General features: G+C 68.1%; 15 protein-coding genes, 3 tRNA genes and 1 pseudogene. 18 read left to right on the forward strand and 1 reads right to left on the reverse strand.

Annotated elements, in window-relative coordinates:
- Positions 1–22: 22 nt before the first annotated feature.
- The 14 genes from AC07PR_RS24085 (at position 23) to AC07PR_RS24150 (ending at position 14,261) form a co-directional block, all read left to right on the forward strand.
- Positions 23–607, forward strand: coding sequence for an anthranilate synthase component II (locus AC07PR_RS24085; RefSeq protein WP_377158149.1), 585 nt, complete (start codon positions 23–25; stop codon positions 605–607).
- Complete coding sequence (gene ltaE / locus AC07PR_RS24090; RefSeq protein ID WP_495136809.1) at positions 604–1,674, forward strand: low-specificity L-threonine aldolase; 1,071 nt, start codon at positions 604–606, stop codon at positions 1,672–1,674. Before AC07PR_RS24085 ends, ltaE begins: the two co-directional genes overlap by 4 nt.
- A 13-nt stretch (positions 1,675–1,687) precedes the next feature.
- Positions 1,688–2,728 carry an anthranilate phosphoribosyltransferase gene (gene trpD, locus AC07PR_RS24095; RefSeq protein WP_377158145.1) on the forward strand — a complete coding sequence of 347 codons (1,041 nt, stop codon included), beginning with the start codon at positions 1,688–1,690 and terminating at the stop codon, positions 2,726–2,728.
- Between the two features lie 80 nt (positions 2,729–2,808).
- A complete protein-coding gene (trpC, locus tag AC07PR_RS24100; protein WP_495136810.1) occupies positions 2,809–3,600 on the forward strand; it encodes an indole-3-glycerol phosphate synthase TrpC in 792 nt (263 codons plus the stop codon).
- A 40-nt stretch (positions 3,601–3,640) separates the two neighbouring features.
- Positions 3,641–4,342 (forward strand): uracil-DNA glycosylase, encoded by a 702-nt coding sequence (locus AC07PR_RS24105; protein WP_495136811.1) that lies wholly within the window; start codon positions 3,641–3,643, stop codon positions 4,340–4,342.
- A 175-nt stretch (positions 4,343–4,517) separates the two neighbouring features.
- Entirely contained in the window at positions 4,518–5,462 is a 945-nt protein-coding gene (locus tag AC07PR_RS24110) for a glucosamine kinase nucleotide-binding domain-containing protein (protein ID WP_495136812.1), read from the forward strand.
- A 14-nt stretch (positions 5,463–5,476) separates the two neighbouring features.
- Entirely contained in the window at positions 5,477–6,220 is a 744-nt protein-coding gene (locus tag AC07PR_RS24115) for a GntR family transcriptional regulator (RefSeq protein WP_431101393.1), read from the forward strand.
- Positions 6,217–7,437: an N-acetylglucosamine-6-phosphate deacetylase gene (gene nagA, locus AC07PR_RS24120; protein WP_495136813.1), complete on the forward strand. Its 1,221-nt coding sequence runs from the start codon at positions 6,217–6,219 to the stop codon at positions 7,435–7,437. Before AC07PR_RS24115 ends, nagA begins: the two co-directional genes overlap by 4 nt.
- Positions 7,427–8,437, forward strand: a complete 1,011-nt coding sequence (locus AC07PR_RS24125) for an SIS domain-containing protein (RefSeq protein ID WP_495136828.1) — start codon at positions 7,427–7,429, stop codon at positions 8,435–8,437. Before nagA ends, AC07PR_RS24125 begins: the two co-directional genes overlap by 11 nt.
- 94 nt (positions 8,438–8,531) lie before the next feature.
- The gene (nagZ, locus tag AC07PR_RS24130; RefSeq protein WP_495136814.1) at positions 8,532–10,013 is read left to right on the forward strand and encodes a beta-N-acetylhexosaminidase; all 1,482 of its coding nucleotides are present in this window, start codon (positions 8,532–8,534) and stop codon (positions 10,011–10,013) included.
- A 52-nt stretch (positions 10,014–10,065) separates the two neighbouring features.
- Positions 10,066–11,406 (forward strand): MFS transporter, encoded by a 1,341-nt coding sequence (locus AC07PR_RS24135; RefSeq protein ID WP_495136815.1) that lies wholly within the window; start codon positions 10,066–10,068, stop codon positions 11,404–11,406.
- 224 nt (positions 11,407–11,630) lie between these two features.
- Positions 11,631–12,425, forward strand: a complete 795-nt coding sequence (locus AC07PR_RS24140) for a glycoside hydrolase family 16 protein (RefSeq protein ID WP_495136816.1) — start codon at positions 11,631–11,633, stop codon at positions 12,423–12,425.
- Positions 12,426–12,444: 19 nt separating this feature from the next.
- Positions 12,445–13,518 (forward strand): acyltransferase family protein, encoded by a 1,074-nt coding sequence (locus tag AC07PR_RS24145; RefSeq protein ID WP_495136817.1) that lies wholly within the window; start codon positions 12,445–12,447, stop codon positions 13,516–13,518.
- Positions 13,519–13,559: 41 nt separating this feature from the next.
- A complete protein-coding gene (locus AC07PR_RS24150; protein ID WP_495136818.1) occupies positions 13,560–14,261 on the forward strand; it encodes a DUF6445 family protein in 702 nt (233 codons plus the stop codon).
- 71 nt (positions 14,262–14,332) lie between these two features.
- Here the strand turns inward: AC07PR_RS24150 and AC07PR_RS24155 are convergent, their stop codons facing one another.
- Positions 14,333–16,978: a TonB-dependent receptor gene (locus AC07PR_RS24155; protein WP_495136819.1), complete on the reverse strand. Its 2,646-nt coding sequence runs from the start codon at positions 16,976–16,978 to the stop codon at positions 14,333–14,335.
- 486 nt (positions 16,979–17,464) lie between these two features.
- Here AC07PR_RS24155 and AC07PR_RS24160 point away from each other — a divergent pair.
- The 4 genes and pseudogenes from AC07PR_RS24160 to AC07PR_RS24175 form a co-directional block, all read left to right on the forward strand.
- A tRNA-Tyr gene (locus AC07PR_RS24160) sits at positions 17,465–17,550 on the forward strand.
- 82 nt (positions 17,551–17,632) lie between these two features.
- Positions 17,633–17,706: transfer RNA gene (locus tag AC07PR_RS24165), tRNA-Gly, on the forward strand.
- Between the two features lie 71 nt (positions 17,707–17,777).
- Positions 17,778–17,852, forward strand: a tRNA-Thr gene (locus tag AC07PR_RS24170).
- 49 nt (positions 17,853–17,901) lie between these two features.
- Positions 17,902–17,978 (forward strand): annotated as a pseudogene (locus AC07PR_RS24175) (GTP-binding protein); the annotation flags it as partial.

Below are 17,978 nucleotides of genomic sequence, written 5' to 3' on the forward strand. Positions count from 1 at the left end.
AAGTGAACGAAGGAGCAACGACATGCTGCTGATGATCGACAACTACGACAGCTTCACCTTCAACCTGGTGCAGTACTTCGCCGAGCTCGGCGCCGAGGTGAAGACGGTCCGCAACGACCAGATCACGCTCGACGGGATCGCGGCGCTGAACCCGACGCATCTGGTGCTCTCGCCCGGCCCGTGCACGCCCAAGGAAGCGGGCGTCTGCGTGCCGGCGATCCAGCGCTTCATCGGCCAGCTGCCGATCCTGGGTGTCTGCCTGGGCCACCAGAGCATCGGCGCCGCGCTGGGCGGCAACATCATCCGCGCCAAGGTGCAGATGCACGGCAAGTCCTCGACGATCACGACCGACACGCAGGGCGTCTTCAGCGGACTGCCCGAGCGCTTCGACGTGATCCGCTACCACTCGCTGGCGATCGAGGAATCGACGATGCCCGCGGCGCTGGAGATCAGCGCCCGCAGCGAGGACGGCGAGATCATGGGCGTGCGTCACCGCGCGCTGGCCGGCACCGCGACGCCGCTGGAAGGCGTCCAGTTCCATCCCGAATCCATCCTCTCGGAGCACGGCCACGCGATGCTCAAGAACTTCCTGGAGTTGGCACGATGAACACGAGCACGAACACGGCCTCGCACCCCCGCGCAGACCTCGTCGATCTGCGCAGCGACACCGTCACGCAGCCGACCGCCGGGATGCGCGCGGCGATGGCGGCCGCGGCGCTGGGCGACGACGTCTTCGGCGACGACCCGAGCGTCAACGCGCTGCAGGCGGCGCTGGCGGAGCGGCTCGGCTTCGAGGCGGCGCTGTTCATGCCCACCGGCACGCAGAGCAACCTCTGCGCGTTGATGGCGCACTGCCAGCGCGGCGACGAGTACATCGTCGGCCAGTTCGCCCACACCTACCGCTGGGAAGGCGGCGGCGCCGCGGTGCTGGGCTCGATCCAGCCGCAGCCGCTGAACCACGCGCCGGACGGTTCGCTGCCGCTGGCCGACATCGAGGCCAACATCAAGCCCGACGACGCGCACTTCGCGCGCACCCGGCTGCTGGCGCTCGAGAACACGATCGGCGGCAAGGTGCTGCCGATGGACTACCTCGCCGCGGCGTCCGAGCTGGCGAAGCGCCATGGCCTGTCGCGCCACCTCGACGGCGCGCGCCTGTTCAACGCGGCGGTCGCCGTCGCCTCGCGCGACGGGAGCGATCCGTACGACGCGGCCAGGCGCATCTGCTCGCACTTCGACAGCGTGTCGGTCTGCTTCTCCAAGGGCCTGGGCGCGCCGGTCGGTTCGGTGCTGTGCGGCTCGCGCGAGCTCATCAAGAGCGCGCACCGCTGGCGCAAGATGCTCGGCGGCGGCATGCGCCAGGCCGGGCTGCTCGCGGCGGCGGCGCACCACGCGCTCGACCACCAGGTGAAGCGCCTGGTCGAGGACCATGCGCTGGCCAAACGCCTTGCCGAAGGCCTGCAAGGCCTGCCGGGTCTGACGGTCGAAGCGCCGCAGACCAACATCGTGTTCTGCGACGTCGACAAGGGCATCGCGGCGAAGCTGGTCGAGCATCTGAAGTCGGAAGGCGTGCTCACGACCGGCCTGTACAAGCTGCGCTTCGTCACCCATCTCGACGTGGACGCCACGGGCGTCGATCGCGCGGTCGCGGCGACGCGCCGGTTCTTCAACGCCTGAGCGGGAGATCGCCATGCCCATCACCGACAACGAGGCGCTGACCCGCGTCATCGAGCACCGCGAGATCTTCCACGACGAGATGCTGGCGCTGATGCGCCGCATCATGAGCGGCGACATCTCGCCGGTCACCGCCGCGGCGATCCTGATCGGCCTGCGGGTCAAGAAGGAAACCATCGGCGAGATCACCGCCGCCGCGCAGGTGATGCGCGAGTTCTCCGTCAAGGTGCCGATCGAGCCCGGGCCGCATCTGGTCGACGTCGTCGGCACCGGCGGCGACGGTGCGCACACGTTCAACATCTCGACCTGCTCGATGTTCGTCGCGGCCGCGGCCGGCGCGCAGGTCGCCAAGCACGGCAACCGCAGCGTGTCGTCCAAGACCGGCAGCGCGGACGTGCTGGAGGCCCTCGGCGTGACGCTGTCGCTGCCGCCGCAGGCGGTCGCCGAGTGCGTGCGCAAGACCGGCATCGGTTTCATGTTCGCGCCCAACCACCATCCGGCGATGAAGAACATCGCGCCCGTCCGCAAGGAACTCGGCGTGCGCACGATCTTCAACATCCTGGGACCGCTGACCAACCCGGCCGACGCGCCCAACATCCTGATGGGCGTGTTCCACCCGGATCTCGTCGGCATCCAGGTCCGCGTGATGCAGCGCCTGGGCGCGCAGCACGCGGTGGTCGTCTACGGCAAGGACAACATGGATGAGATCTCGCTGGGCGCGGCGACGCTGGTCGGCGAGCTGAGGAACGGCGAGATCCGCGAGTACGAGATCCATCCCGAGGACTTCGGCATGCCGATGGTCGCGAGCCGCAACCTGCGCGTCAGCGGGCCGGAAGAGAGCCGCCAGGTGCTGCTGGGCGTGCTCGGCAACGAGCCCGGCGCGGCGCGCGACATCGTGCTGCTGAACGCGGGCGCGACGCTGTATGCGGCCAACGTGGTCGAGTCGATCGCCGACGGCATCGCCAAGGCGCGAGTCGCGATCGAGTCCGGCGCCGCACGCGCGAAGCTGGATCAGTTCGTGGCCGAGACGCAGCGGCAGGCCGCCGCGCAAGCCTGAGACGTCCGAGACGCGGCAGGGCCGATCGGGCCTCGCCGCGGTAGCGCCCGGCCCTCGCGCCGGCATGAAGTGAGAGTCGTATGTCTGACATCCTGGATCGCATCAACGCCGTCAAGCGCGAGGAAGTCGCCGCGGCGCAGGCGCGCGTGCCGTTGGCCGCGCTGCGCGCTGAAGCCGAATCCCGCGCCGAGCCGACGCGCGGCTTCGTGAAGGCGCTGCGCGCCAAGATCGCCGACGGCCGCAGCGGCGTCATCGCCGAGGTCAAGAAGGCCAGTCCGAGCAAGGGCGTGCTGCGCGAGGACTTCCGTCCCGCCGACATCGCCCGCAGCTACGAGCAGCACGGTGCGGCCTGCCTGAGCGTGCTGACCGATGCGCCGCACTTCCAGGGCTCGATCGAATTCCTGAAGCAGGCCCGCGCGGCGTGCGCGCTGCCGGTGCTGCGCAAGGACTTCATGATCGATCCGTACCAGGTCTACGAAGCCCGCGCGATGGGCGCCGACTGCATCCTGCTGATCGCGGCGAGCCTGGACGACGGCCTGATGGCCGAGCTCGAGGACTGCGCGCTGGGCCTCGGCCTGGACGTGCTGGTCGAGGTCCATGACGGCGCGGAACTCGAGCGTGCGTTGCGCCTGAAGACCCCGATGGTCGGCATCAACAACCGCAACCTGAAGACCTTCGAGGTCACGCTGGACACGACGCTCGGACTGCTGAAGCACGTGCCGGCGGATCGTCTGCTGGTGACGGAATCCGGCATCCTCGGCCCCGCCGACGTGCAGCGCATGCGCGACGCGCAGGTCCATGCCTTCCTCGTCGGCGAGGCCTTCATGCGCGCGCCCGATCCGGGCGCGGCGCTGTCGGCGCTGTTCCGCTGATGGATCGCTGCCCGGTCCTGCTGAAGAACGCCCATTGCCGATGACTGCGACGCTCAAGACCCTCGACTGGTCGGCCGGTGACGGCTGGCAGCCCCTCATCGACGCCTGGCGCAACAGCGCCGACGGCCAGCGCATCGAGGCCTTGCTGAAGGCCCGCCTCGCCGAGGGCGCGCTGATCTATCCGCCCGATCCGCTACGCGCGCTGCGCCTCACACCGCTGACGAACGTCAAGGTCGTCATCGTCGGCCAGGACCCGTACCACGGGCCGGGGCAGGCGGAGGGGCTCTCGTTCTCCGTGCCGGTGGGCGAGAAGCTGCCGCCCTCGCTGCGCAACATCTTCAAGGAACTGCAGCGCGACCTCGGGCAGCAGCCGGCGATGTCGGGCCATCTCGGCGAGTGGGCGCGGCGCGGCGTGCTGCTGCTCAACACCAGCCTGACGGTCGAGGACGGCGCCGCCGCCTCGCATGCGAAGAAGGGCTGGGAGTCGCTGACCGACGCGCTCATCGCCGCGACCGCGCAAGACCCGGCCCCCAAGGTCTACCTCCTCTGGGGAGCTCATGCGCAGGCGAAGGCACCGCTGATCGAGGCCGCGAGCCATCGGCACCTGGTGCTGCAGGCCAACCATCCCTCGCCGCTCTCCGCCACGCGTGGTCCCGCACCTTTCATCGGCTGCGGCCACTTCTCCACCGCAAGCGACTGGCTCCGAGGCCAGGGCATCGAGCTCGGCTGGTCCCTGGATTGAGGGTTCTGCCAAGATCGTCTGCTACGTGGTCCTCCCGATTTCCCGCAGAGCCATAACTGGTACGTTGGTGGTTATAACCACGACGCCCCTCCGAACGGGGCTCGGACATCAGGGTTAAGTCCAGTGCGCTACCAATTGACGCTGCGCGTTTTTTGGTACTAAACTGGTATTAATCATGACAAGCCACCCCCTGGCGGACGCCTGGTCCGCACCTCTGCAGCCGCGCTTCGCGGGCGTCCGCTTCCTGGTGGGAGTGGATGGCGGGGGCACCGGCACGCGGGTCCGGCTGAGCGATGTCCACGGACAGCTGCTCGGACAGGGATGGGCGGGGCCGTCGGCCCTGGGGCAGGGCATCGCCCAGGCCTGGCGCCACATCCAGACGGCCGTCCAGGAAGCGGCCGCCAAGGCAGGGATCGAGCGTTTGCCGCTCGGCGAAACGGCGATCGGCCTCGGTCTCTCGGGCGCCGGCGTCGCCGCGCAGGCGCAGGCCTTCATCGCGCAGCAGCCCGGCTACGCCCACATCGAACTCGTGAACGACGGCACCACGTCCGTCATCGGCGCCCATGCGGGCCGGCCCGGCGGCGTGATCGCGGCGGGCACCGGCACGGTGGGCGAGGCGCTGCGCGCCGACGGCTCGCTGGTCTGCGTCAGCGGCTGGGGCTGGATCGGCGGTGACGAAGGCAGCGGCGCGTGGCTCGGCATCCAGGCGATGCGGCTGGCGCAGAAGGCGATGGACGGCCGCGTCGACGCCGGCCCGCTGGCCCGCGCCGTGTGGGCCGCCGCCGGATGCGGCAACGACCAGGACCGCGATGCGATCAACGCCTGGGTCGCCCAGGCCGGCCAGCACGCGTACGCGCAGCTGGCGCCGATCGTGTTCGAGCAGGCGGAAGCCGATCCGGCCGCTGCGGCGCTCGTCGCGCAGGCGGTCGCGGAACTGGAGCAGCTCGCGCTCGCGCTCGACCCGGCGCGGCAACTGCCGCTGTCGCTCGCGGGCAGCGTGGCGCAGCGGCTCGCCGCGCTTTTCTCAGGCAACATTCGGGCCCGTTGCGTGTCGCCCCAGGGCGACTCGGCCGACGGCGCGCTGCGGCTGGTCCGCGGCGCTCTCTCCGACCCCCGTTGAAGACGAGAAGCCCGATGAGCACCAAGCTGCCCTTCCAGTTCAAGCCTGACCCCGCCGCCGCGTCGCCGCTGTACATGCAGCTGGCCCACAAGCTGGCGCAAGCGATCCGCGAAGGCCAGTACCAGGCCGACGAGGCCCTGCCGTCGGAGCGCGTGCTCTCGGAGTCGCTCGACCTCTCGCGCGTCACCGCCCGCAAGGCGATCGACCGCCTCGTCGAACAGGGCCTGATCGTGCGCAAGCGTGGCTCGGGCAACTACATCGCGCCCAAGCTGGAGCAGCCGCTGTCGCGCCTGACCAGCTTCTCCGAGGAACTCCACCAGCGCGGCTTCAAGCCCAGCAGCCGCTGGCTGACGCGCGGCTTCGCCATGGCGGCGCCGGATGAGCAGCTCTCGCTCGGCCTGACGACCGGCCAACGCGTCGCGCGCCTGGAGCGCCTGCGCCTGGCGGATGCCGTGGTCATGGCCTATGAGCTCTCGGTCCTGCCCGAGGCCGTGCTGCCCGATCCGCAGCAGGTCGAGTCCTCGCTGTACGAGCACCTCGCCCAGCACGGCGGCGCGCCGGTGCGCGCGCTGCAGCACATCCGCGCCATCAATGCGGACTCGCGTCTGGCCGGCCTGCTGCAGGTGCCGGTGGGACAGGCGGTGCTGTTCATCACCCGCGTGGGCTACCTCGACCAGGGTCAGGCCGTGGAGCTCACCCATTCCTACTGCCGCAGCGACTACTACGACTTCGTCGCGGAGATGAGGCGAGACGGATGACGACCCAGCACATCGACGGATTCATACTGACACCTGACGGGTTCATCCGCGGTGTGCTGGAATTTGACAACGGCCCCCAGGGCGGGTCTGCGGCCAGCCCGTCCCCCGAGGGGGTCCCGGGCGCCTGGGGCGGCCCGGCGCTTCCCCGGGCCGGTCGCATCGTCCGCATCGACGGCACCGCCGTGTCCGAGCACGAGGTTCGACACGGCGCGCAGGACCTTCCGATCGTCCTGCCCGGCTTCATCGACACCCACGTCCACGGCGGCGCCGGCCGCGACACGATGGAAGGCGGCGACGCCGCCGCGCAGCTCGCGAAGCTGCATGCGACACACGGCACCACCTCGCTGCTCGCGACGACGATGACCGCGCCGCTGGACGAGATCCGGCAGGCGATGCGCGGGCTGGCCGAGCTCTGCGTCGTGCGCCCCCAGGGCGGCGCGCGCGTGCTGGGCGTGCACCTCGAAGGGCCGTACATCAATCCCGGCAAGCTCGGCGCGCAGCCGGACTTCGCCAAGGTCGCGTCGATCGCCGAGATCCGCGAGCTGCACGCGATCGCGCCGATCCGCCTGATCACGCTGGCGCCGGAACTGCCGGCGCACCTCGACCTCGTCACGCAGTTGCGCGAGGCCGGCTTCCAGGTCCAGATCGGCCATTCGCTGGGCACCTACGAGGACGGCGTGGCCGCGCTCGGGCGCGGCGCCGGCGGCTTCACCCACCTGTTCAATGCGATGACGGGCCTGCACCACCGCGAGCCCGGCATGGTCGGCGCCGCGCTGGCGCACGCGCAGTACGCCGAGATCATCCCGGACCTGCTGCATGTGCATCCCGGCGCGATCCGCGTCGCGCTGCGCAGCATCCCGCACCTGTTCTGCGTCACCGATTCGACGGCGGCCGCCGGCATGCCCGATGGCGAATACCGCCTGGGCCGCCACCGCGTCACCAAGTGCCTCGGCGGCGTGCGCCTGCCCGACGGCACGTTGGCGGGATCGACGCTGACGATGGACCAGGCGCTGCGCAACCTGGTGCTGAAACTGGGCCTGCCGATCGAGGACGCGTCGAAGCGCGTCTCGACGAACGCGGCGGATTATTTGGGTCTGGACGATCGGGGCCGTCTGGCGCCGGGCGCCTGGGCGGATTTCGTGGTGATGGACCGTGGCTTGCAGTTGCAGTGCGTGGTCGTTGAAGGAGAAGCAATTGACCTCGCGAATGCTGGATGAGGCGCTGAGCGCGCCGCAGGTGGTGGCCCGTCAACTGGCCGCTGATCAGAACGCTTATGCCTTGCTGGGCAACGCGCTGCGCGAGCAGCCGCCGACCTCGCTGCTGACGATCGCACGCGGCAGTTCGGACCACGCGTCCCATTACCTCGCCTACCTCGTGATGGCGCGGCTGGGCCGGCTGGTGACCTCGCTGCCGATGTCGCTGATCACGCTCTACCAGAGCAAGATCGAGAGCCAGGGGCTGGTGTCGTTCGCGTTCTCGCAATCGGGCCAGAGCCCGGACCTGGTCTCGCCGACGCAGTACTTCCGCGCCAACGGCGCGCGCACGGTGGCGTTCGTGAACGCCGACGGCTCGCCGCTGGAGGCCGCCGCCGAGTACGTGTTCCGCCTGCATGCCGGCGTCGAGCAGAGCGTCGCCGCGACCAAGAGCTACATCGCGCAGCTGGTGGCGGGCGCGCGCGTCGTGGCCGCCTGGCAGGGCGACGAGGACCTGTCGGCCGCGCTGCAGACCCTGCCGCAGGCGATGGAGCAGGCCGCGAAGCAGCGCTGGGACGTGGCGGTCGACGTGCTCAAGGGCGCGGACAAGCTGTTCGTCATCGGTCGCGGCACCTCGCTGCCGATCGCGCTGGAAGCGGCGCTGAAGTTCAAGGAGACCTGCGGCATCCAGGCCGAGGCCTTCTCCGGCGCGGAAGTGAAGCATGGTCCGATGGCGCTGGTGGACGAGGGCTATCCGCTTCTGGTGTTCGCGCCGCGCGGTCCCGCGCAGGCCGGTCTGCTGGCGCTGGCCGAGGAGATGCGCGGCCGAGGCGCGCGCGTGCTGCTGGCGGCGCCGGAGGGCACGCCGGGCGCCGAGTTGCCGCTGACCTGCACCGGCAACGAGGACCTCGATCCGATCGCGGCGGTGCAGAGCTTCTATCCGATGGTCGAGGCGCTGGCGCAGGCGCGGGGCCTGAACCCCGACCAGCCGCGGCATCTGGCCAAGGTCACCAAGACGCATTGAGGGACGGGCCCGGCGCCGCCGGGCCTCCGCGGACTTCCGCGATCCATCCGAATTACCCAGCCGTCGACCCGCGGGCCAGGCAGAAGAGAGCGACATGAGCGAGACAGCATTCCATCCGGGCCGGCTGGTGATGGTGGACATCCAGGGCAAGACGCTGGATGCGGCGACCGCGGCCTTCCTGCGGGACAACCGGATCCGCGCGGTGTGCCTGTTCCGCAAGAACCTGGGCACCGAGGCGGAGGTCCGCCAGCTCACGCAGGACCTGCGCGACGCGATGGGCGCGGATGCGCTGATCGGGCTCGACCAGGAGGGCGGCTCCGTCGTGCGGGCGACCTTCCTGCCGCAGCCGCCGTCGGCGATGGCACTGGGCGCGGCGGGTGACGAAGGCCTGGCCGAGCAGGTCGGCGCGGCGGTGGCGCGCGGGCTGCGCGGCATCGGCATCAACTGGAACTTCGCGCCGGTCACCGACATCAACAACAACCCGGCCAATCCGGTGATCGCCGAGCGCAGCTTCGGCGAGACCGCGGACACCGTCACGCGCCTGGCCGGTGCGTGGATGAAGGGCTCGATGGCGGCGGGCGTCGCCTGCTGCATCAAGCACTTCCCGGGGCACGGCGACACGCACGTCGACTCGCACCTGGACCTGCCGACGGTCGAGAAGTCCCGCGCCGAGCTGGACGCGCTCGAACTCAAGCCCTTCCAGGCGCTGCGCGACGTGGCGCCGTCGATCATGACGGCGCACATCGTCTATCCGAAGATCGACCCGCAATACCCCGCCACCTTGTCGAAGACGATCCTGGGCGGCATCCTGCGCGACGAGTATGGCTACGACGGCGTCGTCATCACCGATGCGCTGATGATGAAAGCCATCGCCGAGCGCTACGGCTTTGCGAAGGCTGCGGTGCTGGCGATCAACGCCGGCGCCGACATGATCCTGGCGCAGGGCTCGCTGGACGAGCAGGCGCAGGCGATCCACGCGTTGCAGGACGCGCTGACGCGCGGGACCCTGAGCGTCGAGCGCGGCCGTCAGGCCGAGGCGCGACTGGACAAGCTGGCGCGTGATTACCCCATCCGCGTCGATGACTACCGAGGCGCGCAGCGCGAGGCCGACGACGTGCTGATGCGCCGCGCCTGGGCCGCGGGTCTGAGTGCGCTGCGCGGCGCGAAGCCGCCGGCGATCGAACGGCCGATCCGCGTGCTGGTGCAGGACGAGGTGCCGACCGACGGCGTGTCCGAGGCTGGCCCCACCGGCGCGCAGGTGCGCGCGCTGTTCGAAGGCTACGGCGATGTTGAGTTCGTCTCGCTCGGCGACATCGCGACGCTCGACTGGTCCATCGTGCCGGACGACGGCCGCTTCACGATCGTGGCCTCCACGCACCGCGCGCGCTACGGCGCCAACGCCGCCGCATGGCGGCCGGACCTGCACCTGGTGCTGTGGAATCCGTTCCAGGCGCTGGATGTCTCGGCCCCCACGGTGATCAGCTGGGGCTATGCCGACGGCGCGCTGGGCGCGCTCGGTGCCTGGCTGCAAGGTCGCGGCGACGCCGGCGGCCGGTCGCCGGTCACGCTGGATTGACGCCGGTCCCCGCCGCCCCGCACAGCACCGCATCGCACCGAGGTCCTCCCCCATGAGCTCTTCGAAGATTCCCCCCGCCGCAACGCGCAGCGACCGCAGCCCCATCCGCTGGGTGTCCAGCCTGTACTTCGTGCAGGGCATGCAGTTCTTCGTCGTCATGCTGATCGCCGGCCTGATGTTCAAGAACATGGGCGTCGCCAACGACCAGATCGCGCGGTGGACCGGGCTGCTCGGCCTGGCCTGGGCGTTCAAGCCGTTGTGGAGCCCCTTCCTGGAGTTGGCGCGCAGCAAGAAGCTGATCGTCGTTGCCGGGCAGTACACCGGCGCGGTGGGACTGGGCCTGATGGCGGTGGCGCTGCAGCTGCCGATGTGGTTCGCGGCCAGCATCGCGGTGCTGTTCCTGCTGGCCTATGCGTCGGCGACGCATGACATCGCCTGCGACGGGCTCTACATGGCCTCGCTCGACGACCGGCAGCAGGCGGCCTATGCCGGGTGGCAGGGGGCGTTCTTCAATGCCTCGAAGTTCCTGACGCTTGGCGGACTGCTCGTGCTGGCGGGGCATCTGGAGCGCGGCATCGGCGTGATGAACGCCTGGTCGGTGATCTTCGCGATGCTGGCGGTGCTGCTGTTCGTGCTGGCCAGCTACAACGCCTATGCCTTGCCCGGCATGCTCAACACCGATCACGGCGATCTCACCGTCGAGGGCGTGTGGCAGACCCTGCGCGAGGTGATCGCCGATTTCCTGAAGAAGCCGGGCATCTGGCTGATGATCCTGTTCATCGTGATGTTCCGTTTCGCCGAGGGTCAGGTGCAGACGATCGGCCCCTTGTTCCTGATCGAACCGCGCGAGAAGGGTGGCCTGGGTCTGACGACGGAGCAGGTCGGCGGCATCTACGGCACCGTGGGCACGGCGGCGTTCCTGGTCGGGAGCATCGTCGGCGGTTACTTCACGAGCTGGCTGAGCCTGCGTCGCGCGATGCCGTTCCTGATCGTGGCGATGGCGGTGCCGAACGCGACCTTCTACTACCTGGCGGTCACGATGCCGGCGGACCTGTGGCATGTCGGTGCCGCCGTGGCGATCGAGATGCTGGGTTACGGCTTCGGTTTCGTCGGGATGATCCTGTTCATCATGCAAGCCGTGGCGCCGGGCAAGTACCAGACGGCGCATTACGCGCTGGGTTCCGGCGTGATGCAGCTGGGTTTCATCCTGTCGAAGACGATCAGCGGCGACATCCAGATCGCAATGGGTTACGAGCACTTCTTCCTGTGGACGATTGGTTGCGGAGTGCCGGCGCTGATCCTGCTGCTCTTCGTCCACATGCCCGGCAAGAAGGAGAAGGACAAGGACAAGAGCAACGGCAATGCGCCGACCCCGATCGAAAGCGCGACATGAACGCCCACGAAGTCCTCGGTAGCAAATCCGTTGCAGGACGGCGGTCGTCGGGGACGGCTGTGCTTGGGGTTTTGGCGCTTGCCGCCAAGGCCCCATGCACTGGCGGCCAACGCTCAGGCCTTCTCAGGTGGGCGGTCGCCGCGACGCTCATTGCGACAACGGGCGCTCAAGCTGCCCCCCCGCAGTTCTTCTTCGACGACTTCAGCTACGCCGATACGGCGGCGATGTTCAGGCAGGGATGGACGGCGCGCCACGCGGCCGGTCATCCGGGGTTGCCAGGCGCGCGCTGGTCGCCGGAGGCGTTGAGCGTCTTCGACGGCAAGCTGCGTTTGCGCGGCACGACGGACGGCACCGGCGCGGGCACGACGCAGGTGCAGGTCTGCCACCAGCGCAAGTACCTGGCCGGCACCTATGCTGCACGAGTGCGCTTCAGCGATCAGCCGGTGAGTGGTGCCGACGGCGATCCGGTGATCCAGACCTTCTACGTGGTGAGCCCGCTGAAGCACGACTTCGATCCCGAGTTCAGCGAGCTCGACTGGGAGTATCTGCCCAACGGCGGCTGGGGCAGCGAGAAGACGCGGATCTACGGCATCACCTGGCAGACGGTGCGGCTGGACCCTTGGCTCGCCTTCAACCAGCAGCATGAAGAGTTTGGCGCGCTGGGGGCGCCTGGCAAGGACTGGCACACGCTGGTCATGCAGGTCGCCGACGGTCGCACGCACTGGTTCATCGACGGCCGCAAGATCGACCAGCACGGCGGGCGGAACTACCCGGTGGTGCCGATGTCGATCAACTTCAACCTGTGGTTCTCGCCGGAGGGGCCTCTTCCGCAGGGGCCAGCGGGCGGACCACCGCGCGTGTACGAAGAGGACGTCGACTGGGTCTTCCACGCGAAGGACACCGTGCTGAGCCCCGCCCAGGTGGAGGCGCAGGTGAAGCACTGGCGTGCCGGCGGCGTTGCGCGCCTCGATCAGGTGCCTGCCGCCGAGCCGGCGCTCGAGAGCCGCTGCGACTTCTGATCCTTCCGACCTCATTCCCATGAACGCTCCCTCGAAACGCATCGCGTCCGTCGACGCGCTGCGCGGTCTGGCCGTTGCCGCGATGCTGCTGGTCAACAACCCCGGCGACTGGGGCTACGTCTACGCGCCGCTGGAGCACGCGGCCTGGAACGGCTGGACTCCCACCGACCTCGTGTTCCCGTTCTTCCTGTTCATCGTGGGCGTGTCGCTGTCGCTCGCGATGGGCGCGCGGATCGAGGCCGGCGGCGGCGATGCGCTGCGGGGCACCGTGGTCAAGCGCGCGCTGCGCATCCTGGTGCTCGGTCTGGCCTTGCACGTGCTGGCCTGGCTCGTGATGGGCAAGCCGGCCTTGCGCATTCCCGGCGTGCTGCAGCGCATCGGCCTGTGCTTCGCGTTCACCGGATTGATCGCGATCCAGTGGCGCGCGACCGGGCAGCGCGTCTGGATCGCGGCGCTGCTCTTCGGCTATGGCGCGTTGCTGCTGTGTGGCGGTCCGCTCGACAAGGCCGGCAACATCGCCAGCCGCATCGACGCGTGGTTGCTGGGGCCTCATGGCTATGAATGGGACGCGGCCACCGGCCTCGGCCACGATCCCGAGGGCATCGTCGCCACGCTGGGCGCGCTCGCGACCACGCTGCTCGGCTGGCGTTGCGGCGAGGCGCTGCGCACCGGCGCGTTGAAGCAGCTCGCGACCATCGGCCTCACGGCTGCCGCGGCGGGCTTCGCGCTCGACGCCATCGGGCTGATGCCGATCAACAAGAACCTGTGGACGCCCTCGTTCGTCCTCTTCACCGGCGGTCTCGCCGCGCTGGCGCTGCTCGGCGCGCACGGGCTGATCGATCGCCTCGGTTGGCCACCACTGTTCCGCAGCTTCGGCGTCAACGCGATCGCCGCCTACGCCGGCGCGTGGTGCTGCACCGTCGCGCTCGTGGGCTTCGGCTGGATGGACCCGGTCTATGCGCACGGCTTCGGCTGGCTGGAGCCGCTCGTCGGGCCGCATGGGCGCTCACTCGCCTTCGCGCTGGTGTTCGTCGCCGTCTGGTGGGCGATCGTGCGCGTGCTCGACGCCCGACGCATCTACATCAAGGTGTGAACCCCGACGCGCCGTCCGGCGCGCGGACGGAGAATCCGGGGATGAGCTTTTCCATCCGCATGCCACCCGACGTGCAGTCGCTGACCCTCGGCGGCCATCAGGTGCTGCTGATCGACGACTTCCTCGAGGATCCGCAGGCGCTGGTGCAGGCCGCCTGCAACAGCGCGTTCGAGCTATGCCCCGGCGCGCTCGAGGGCAAGGGCTATCCCGGCATGCGGGCCCACGCGCCGGGCGCCTATTCGCAGGAGCTGGTGTCGCTGCTGGATCCGCTCATCAGGATCAACTTCGGCATCGACGAAAGCCTGCCGCTGCGCAAGACGCCGTGCATGTTCTCGCTGACGACCTTGCCGCCCGGTCAGCTCGGGCCTCTGCAACGAGTCCCTCATTTCGACTCGAGCGCGCCGCACTACATGGCGGCGCTGCTGTACCTCTGCGACGGCCGCCACGGCGGCACCGGCTTCTATCGGCACAAGGCCACCGGCCTCCAGCAGATCACGGCGGCGGACACCGAGCGTTACGGCGCTTCAGTCCGCGCGGAGCTCGATCGTCAGCCACCACCACAGCGCTACTTCGACGCCGGTGACGCGCACTTCGAGTTCCTTGGCATGCTGCCGGCGAAGTTCAACCGGCTGGTCGTCTACTCGGGTGGACTCGTCCACACGGCCTGCGTGAATCCCGCGCTCAGCATCAGCGACGACCCGCGCCGTGGGCGGCTCACGGTCAACACCTTCGTGGACTTCTGACCCGGAAACAAAAAAGCCCGGCATGAGCCGGGCTTGAAGAGGGTCCGGGGACCCTCGGAGATGTCCTCGAATCAGAACTTGGCGTTCAGGCCGATGCGGTAGGTCGTCTCGCCCATGAAGGACCAGGCCGGGTAGCCGCCCTTGAGCGACTGGCGCAGCGTGGTGCTCGAGCCGGCGGCGCCGTACTGCACGTCGTCTTCCTTGGTCAGGTTGATCGCCTCGAAGCTCAGACGCAGGTTCTTCGTGATGTTCCAGCCCAGGCTCAGGTCCAGTGTGCCGTAGTCGTCGTGCATGCGGTTGCCGTAGTAGCCGGTCTCGCGAACCATGTACTTCGAGCGCCAGTTGTAGGCCAGGCGCGCGCTGTACACGTCGGTTTCGTAGAAGCCCACCAGGTTCACGTTGTGACGCGAGGACAGCGTGAACATGTTCAGCTCGTCCTGGTAGCTCGTCTTGGGCGCCTTCGCATCCGTGAACGTGTAGTTCGCGACCACGCCGAAGCCGTTGTCGAACGAGTGGTTGATCTGCGTCTCGATGCCGTTGATCTTGCCGCCGCCCGCGTTGATGTAGCGGTTGATCGTCCAGTTGTCCAGGCCGGTGTCCGGGCTGATCAGACCGATCTTCTGGTTGATCTGCGTCGTCGTGGTGATGAAGTTGTCGATCTTCTTGTGGAAGATCGCCGCCGACACCAGGTTGCCACGGCCGTAGTAGTACTCGATGCCGAGGTCGACCTGCTTGGACGACTGCGGCTTCAGCGCCGGGGTGCCGTAGTTCACTGCCTCGTTGTTCTGGACCTGGTCGTTCCAGCCCAGCGTGGCGCCGGCGAACATGTTGTCGTAGTTCGGACGCGTGATCGCCTTCGATGCGGCAAAGCGCAGCAGCGTGTTGCGGTTCAGGTCGTACACGACGTTCAGGCTGGGCAGCCAGTCGTGGTACGTCGAGCTCTGCTGCGCCTTGGTGGTGCTCCAGCCGATGTTCTGCGGGACGTCGCCGGCCGCCAGCGGCGTGCCGTCGAACACGTAGGCGTCGTTGCTCGCCTTCGTGCGGATGTAGCGCAGGCCGAAGTTGCCGTGCAGCGCGTCCTTCTCGAAGTTGAACATGCCGTACAGGGCGGTGTTCTTTTCCTCGATCTCACCGTAGCCGCCGCGCGACTGGGTCCAGCTCGCCACGTTGGCGTTGGCCAGCGCGAACATCGCGCCCAGGTTGGGCTTGGGCACGCTCCAGCCCGGCGTGCCCATCGGGATGGTGCCGCTGAACAGCGAGTCGGTGCTGGCGGTGACCGGCGTGGTCACCATCGTCGGACGGTATTCGTCCTTCGTGAAGGTGTGCTTGGTCGCGCGGACGCCGGCCTTGAACGCGGTCAGGATGCTGTAGTCCAGATCGATCGTCACGTCGGCCTGGGCGAAGTCTTCCTTGTCCTTGTTGGGACCGCGCGCGGTCGCCCAGGATTCAGGCGTCGAGGTCGCGCCCAGGGCGCTCAGCGGCACGCTCATGTCCTGGCCCGGGGAGATCGAGATCTTCTTGCCGGTCGCGTCGGTCGAACCCCACCACTTCGGCAGGCCGGGCGCGTTGCCCCAGCCGACATAGCTGTAGTTGGTCGTCAGCGAGGTGCCGCCGTCCGCCTTGGTCGTGCCGGCCGAACCTTCGACCTTGAAGCCGTCGCCCTTGAACGAGCCTTCCGCGACCACGGTGTCCGAGGTCATCTTGGCGGCGCGCGCCCAGGTCTGCAGGAAGGTGCTGGTCGCGTTGGCCTGCGTGATGTTGGTCTTCTGGCACAGCAGCGCCGGATCGGGGCTCGGCTGCACGCAGGCGCCGGTGTCGGCGTAGCCCTTGCCCGGATCCTGCAGCGTGTACAGGTAGTGCGTGGTGTTGGACGCGTCGGCGTCGTATTCCAGGCGGGTGTAGTTCAGGCCCAGGTCGATGCTCTTGGTGGGGCGCGCCTGCAGGCTGACGTTGAACGCCTTGCGCTCGCGCTCCTGCACGAAGGTGCCGGGCGTCACGTCCCCGGCCCAGCGGCCGTCGGCCTCGATGCCGCGGCGCATGTAGTCGCCGCGCTCGAAGGCGCCCGACACCAGCACGCCGAACATCTTGCCGCTGTCACGCCAGCTGTACAGGCCGGACACTTCCTTCGTCCAGTCCTTGCTGACCGTGCCCTTCCCGCCCTTGACGCTGACGAAGACCGCGTTCGGATCCAGGTCCAGCGGCTTGCGGGTCTTGACGATCACGGTGCCGCCGATGCCGCCTTCGGTCAGGTCGGCCTGGGAGGACTTGTAGACCTCCATGCCGCCGATCAGTTCGGGCGGCAGCAGCGAATAGTTGAACGAGCGGTCGATCGCCTTCTGGTCGTACCAGCCGGTCGATGCCACGCTGTGGCCGTTCAGGGTGGTCAGGGTCATCTGCGGGTCGGTGCCGCGGATCGACACCGAGGCGCCCACGCCGAAATCGCGCCCGACCGAGATGCCGGGAATGCGACCCAGCGCCTGGCCCACGTCGGAGTCGGGCAGCTTGCCCACGTCTTCGGCCGACACGGCGTCGACCACCGCGTTGGCGTTCTTCTTGATGTTGGCGGCCGTCTGCAGCGATGCGCGGATGCCGGTGATCACCACCTGGTCCAGCTGCGTGTTTTCTTCTTTCTTCTGTTCCTGCGCCTGCACGGCGAACGCCGCGCTCAGCAACGTCAGCGTCACCGCCGCCGCGATTGGGGTCTTGTTGACCTTCATGATGAACTGCTCCTCGTATGGCCAGGGAGTTGTGGCCGTGATGAAGACTCGGCACCTGAAATCACGACACCCTTCGGCGGAGTGGCATGCAGCTGGCGCCCCCGATACACCTCAATGCAACCAATGCCATGCCACTATAACGAGCGGTAAAGCCACTTTGCTACCAATTTAACGCCGGTGTTTTCCCTGCTGTGGCATCGCCGCGACCCGCATGGACAGCGGTGTCTGGGCGTCCACTCGTCGGACCTCGACCCCTGGACGTGGAGGGGTGTCGATGAGACCACTTGGTCGCAAATTGGTATTAAAAGTGGTCCGTTTCGTCGCGTGCAGGTGTGTGCGCTGGGGCACATTTGCCGAAGAGCGGGGCATCGCTCTGGCGTCGGTCGTTGGGGTGCTGCCAGAGAGCGCCAATCGCACGCGTGCAGTTCCTGGCGGATTTTTTGTTTGCGCCAAAAAATAACGGTGCTATAGTCGTGGGCTCGCCTCGGAGGGGTGGCCGAGTGGTTAAAGGCAGCAGACTGTAAATCTGCCCGCTAACGCGTACGCTGGTTCGAATCCAGCCTCCTCCACCAAGGCGAACAGATGCACGAGCAACGAAGCGGGTGATCGACACCCGCTTCGCGGTTCAGGCAGCTGGAATTGGAAAACTCCCGGGCGGGAGTAGTTCAATGGTAGAACCTTAGCCTTCCAAGCTAATGACACGGGTTCGATTCCCGTTTCCCGCTCCATCGGAAGTTAAAGGTGTTGTGTCGAGATATCGACACAGGTTTGCTGATAAGGTCATCAATCCTGTGTCGATGCCCATGTGGCTCAGTGGTAGAGCACTCCCTTGGTAAGGGAGAGGTCGCGCGTTCGATCCGCGCCATGGGCACCACCTCTCTTCTATCCCGTTTCTTGATTGATCTGATCGCCAGGAGCGCATGATGGCAAAAGGCAAGTTTGAACGTACCAAGCCGCACGTGAACGTGGGCACGATTGGTCACGTTGACCATGGCAAGAC

It is taken from the genome of Roseateles sp. GW821-FHT09H11, assembly GCF_059415845.1.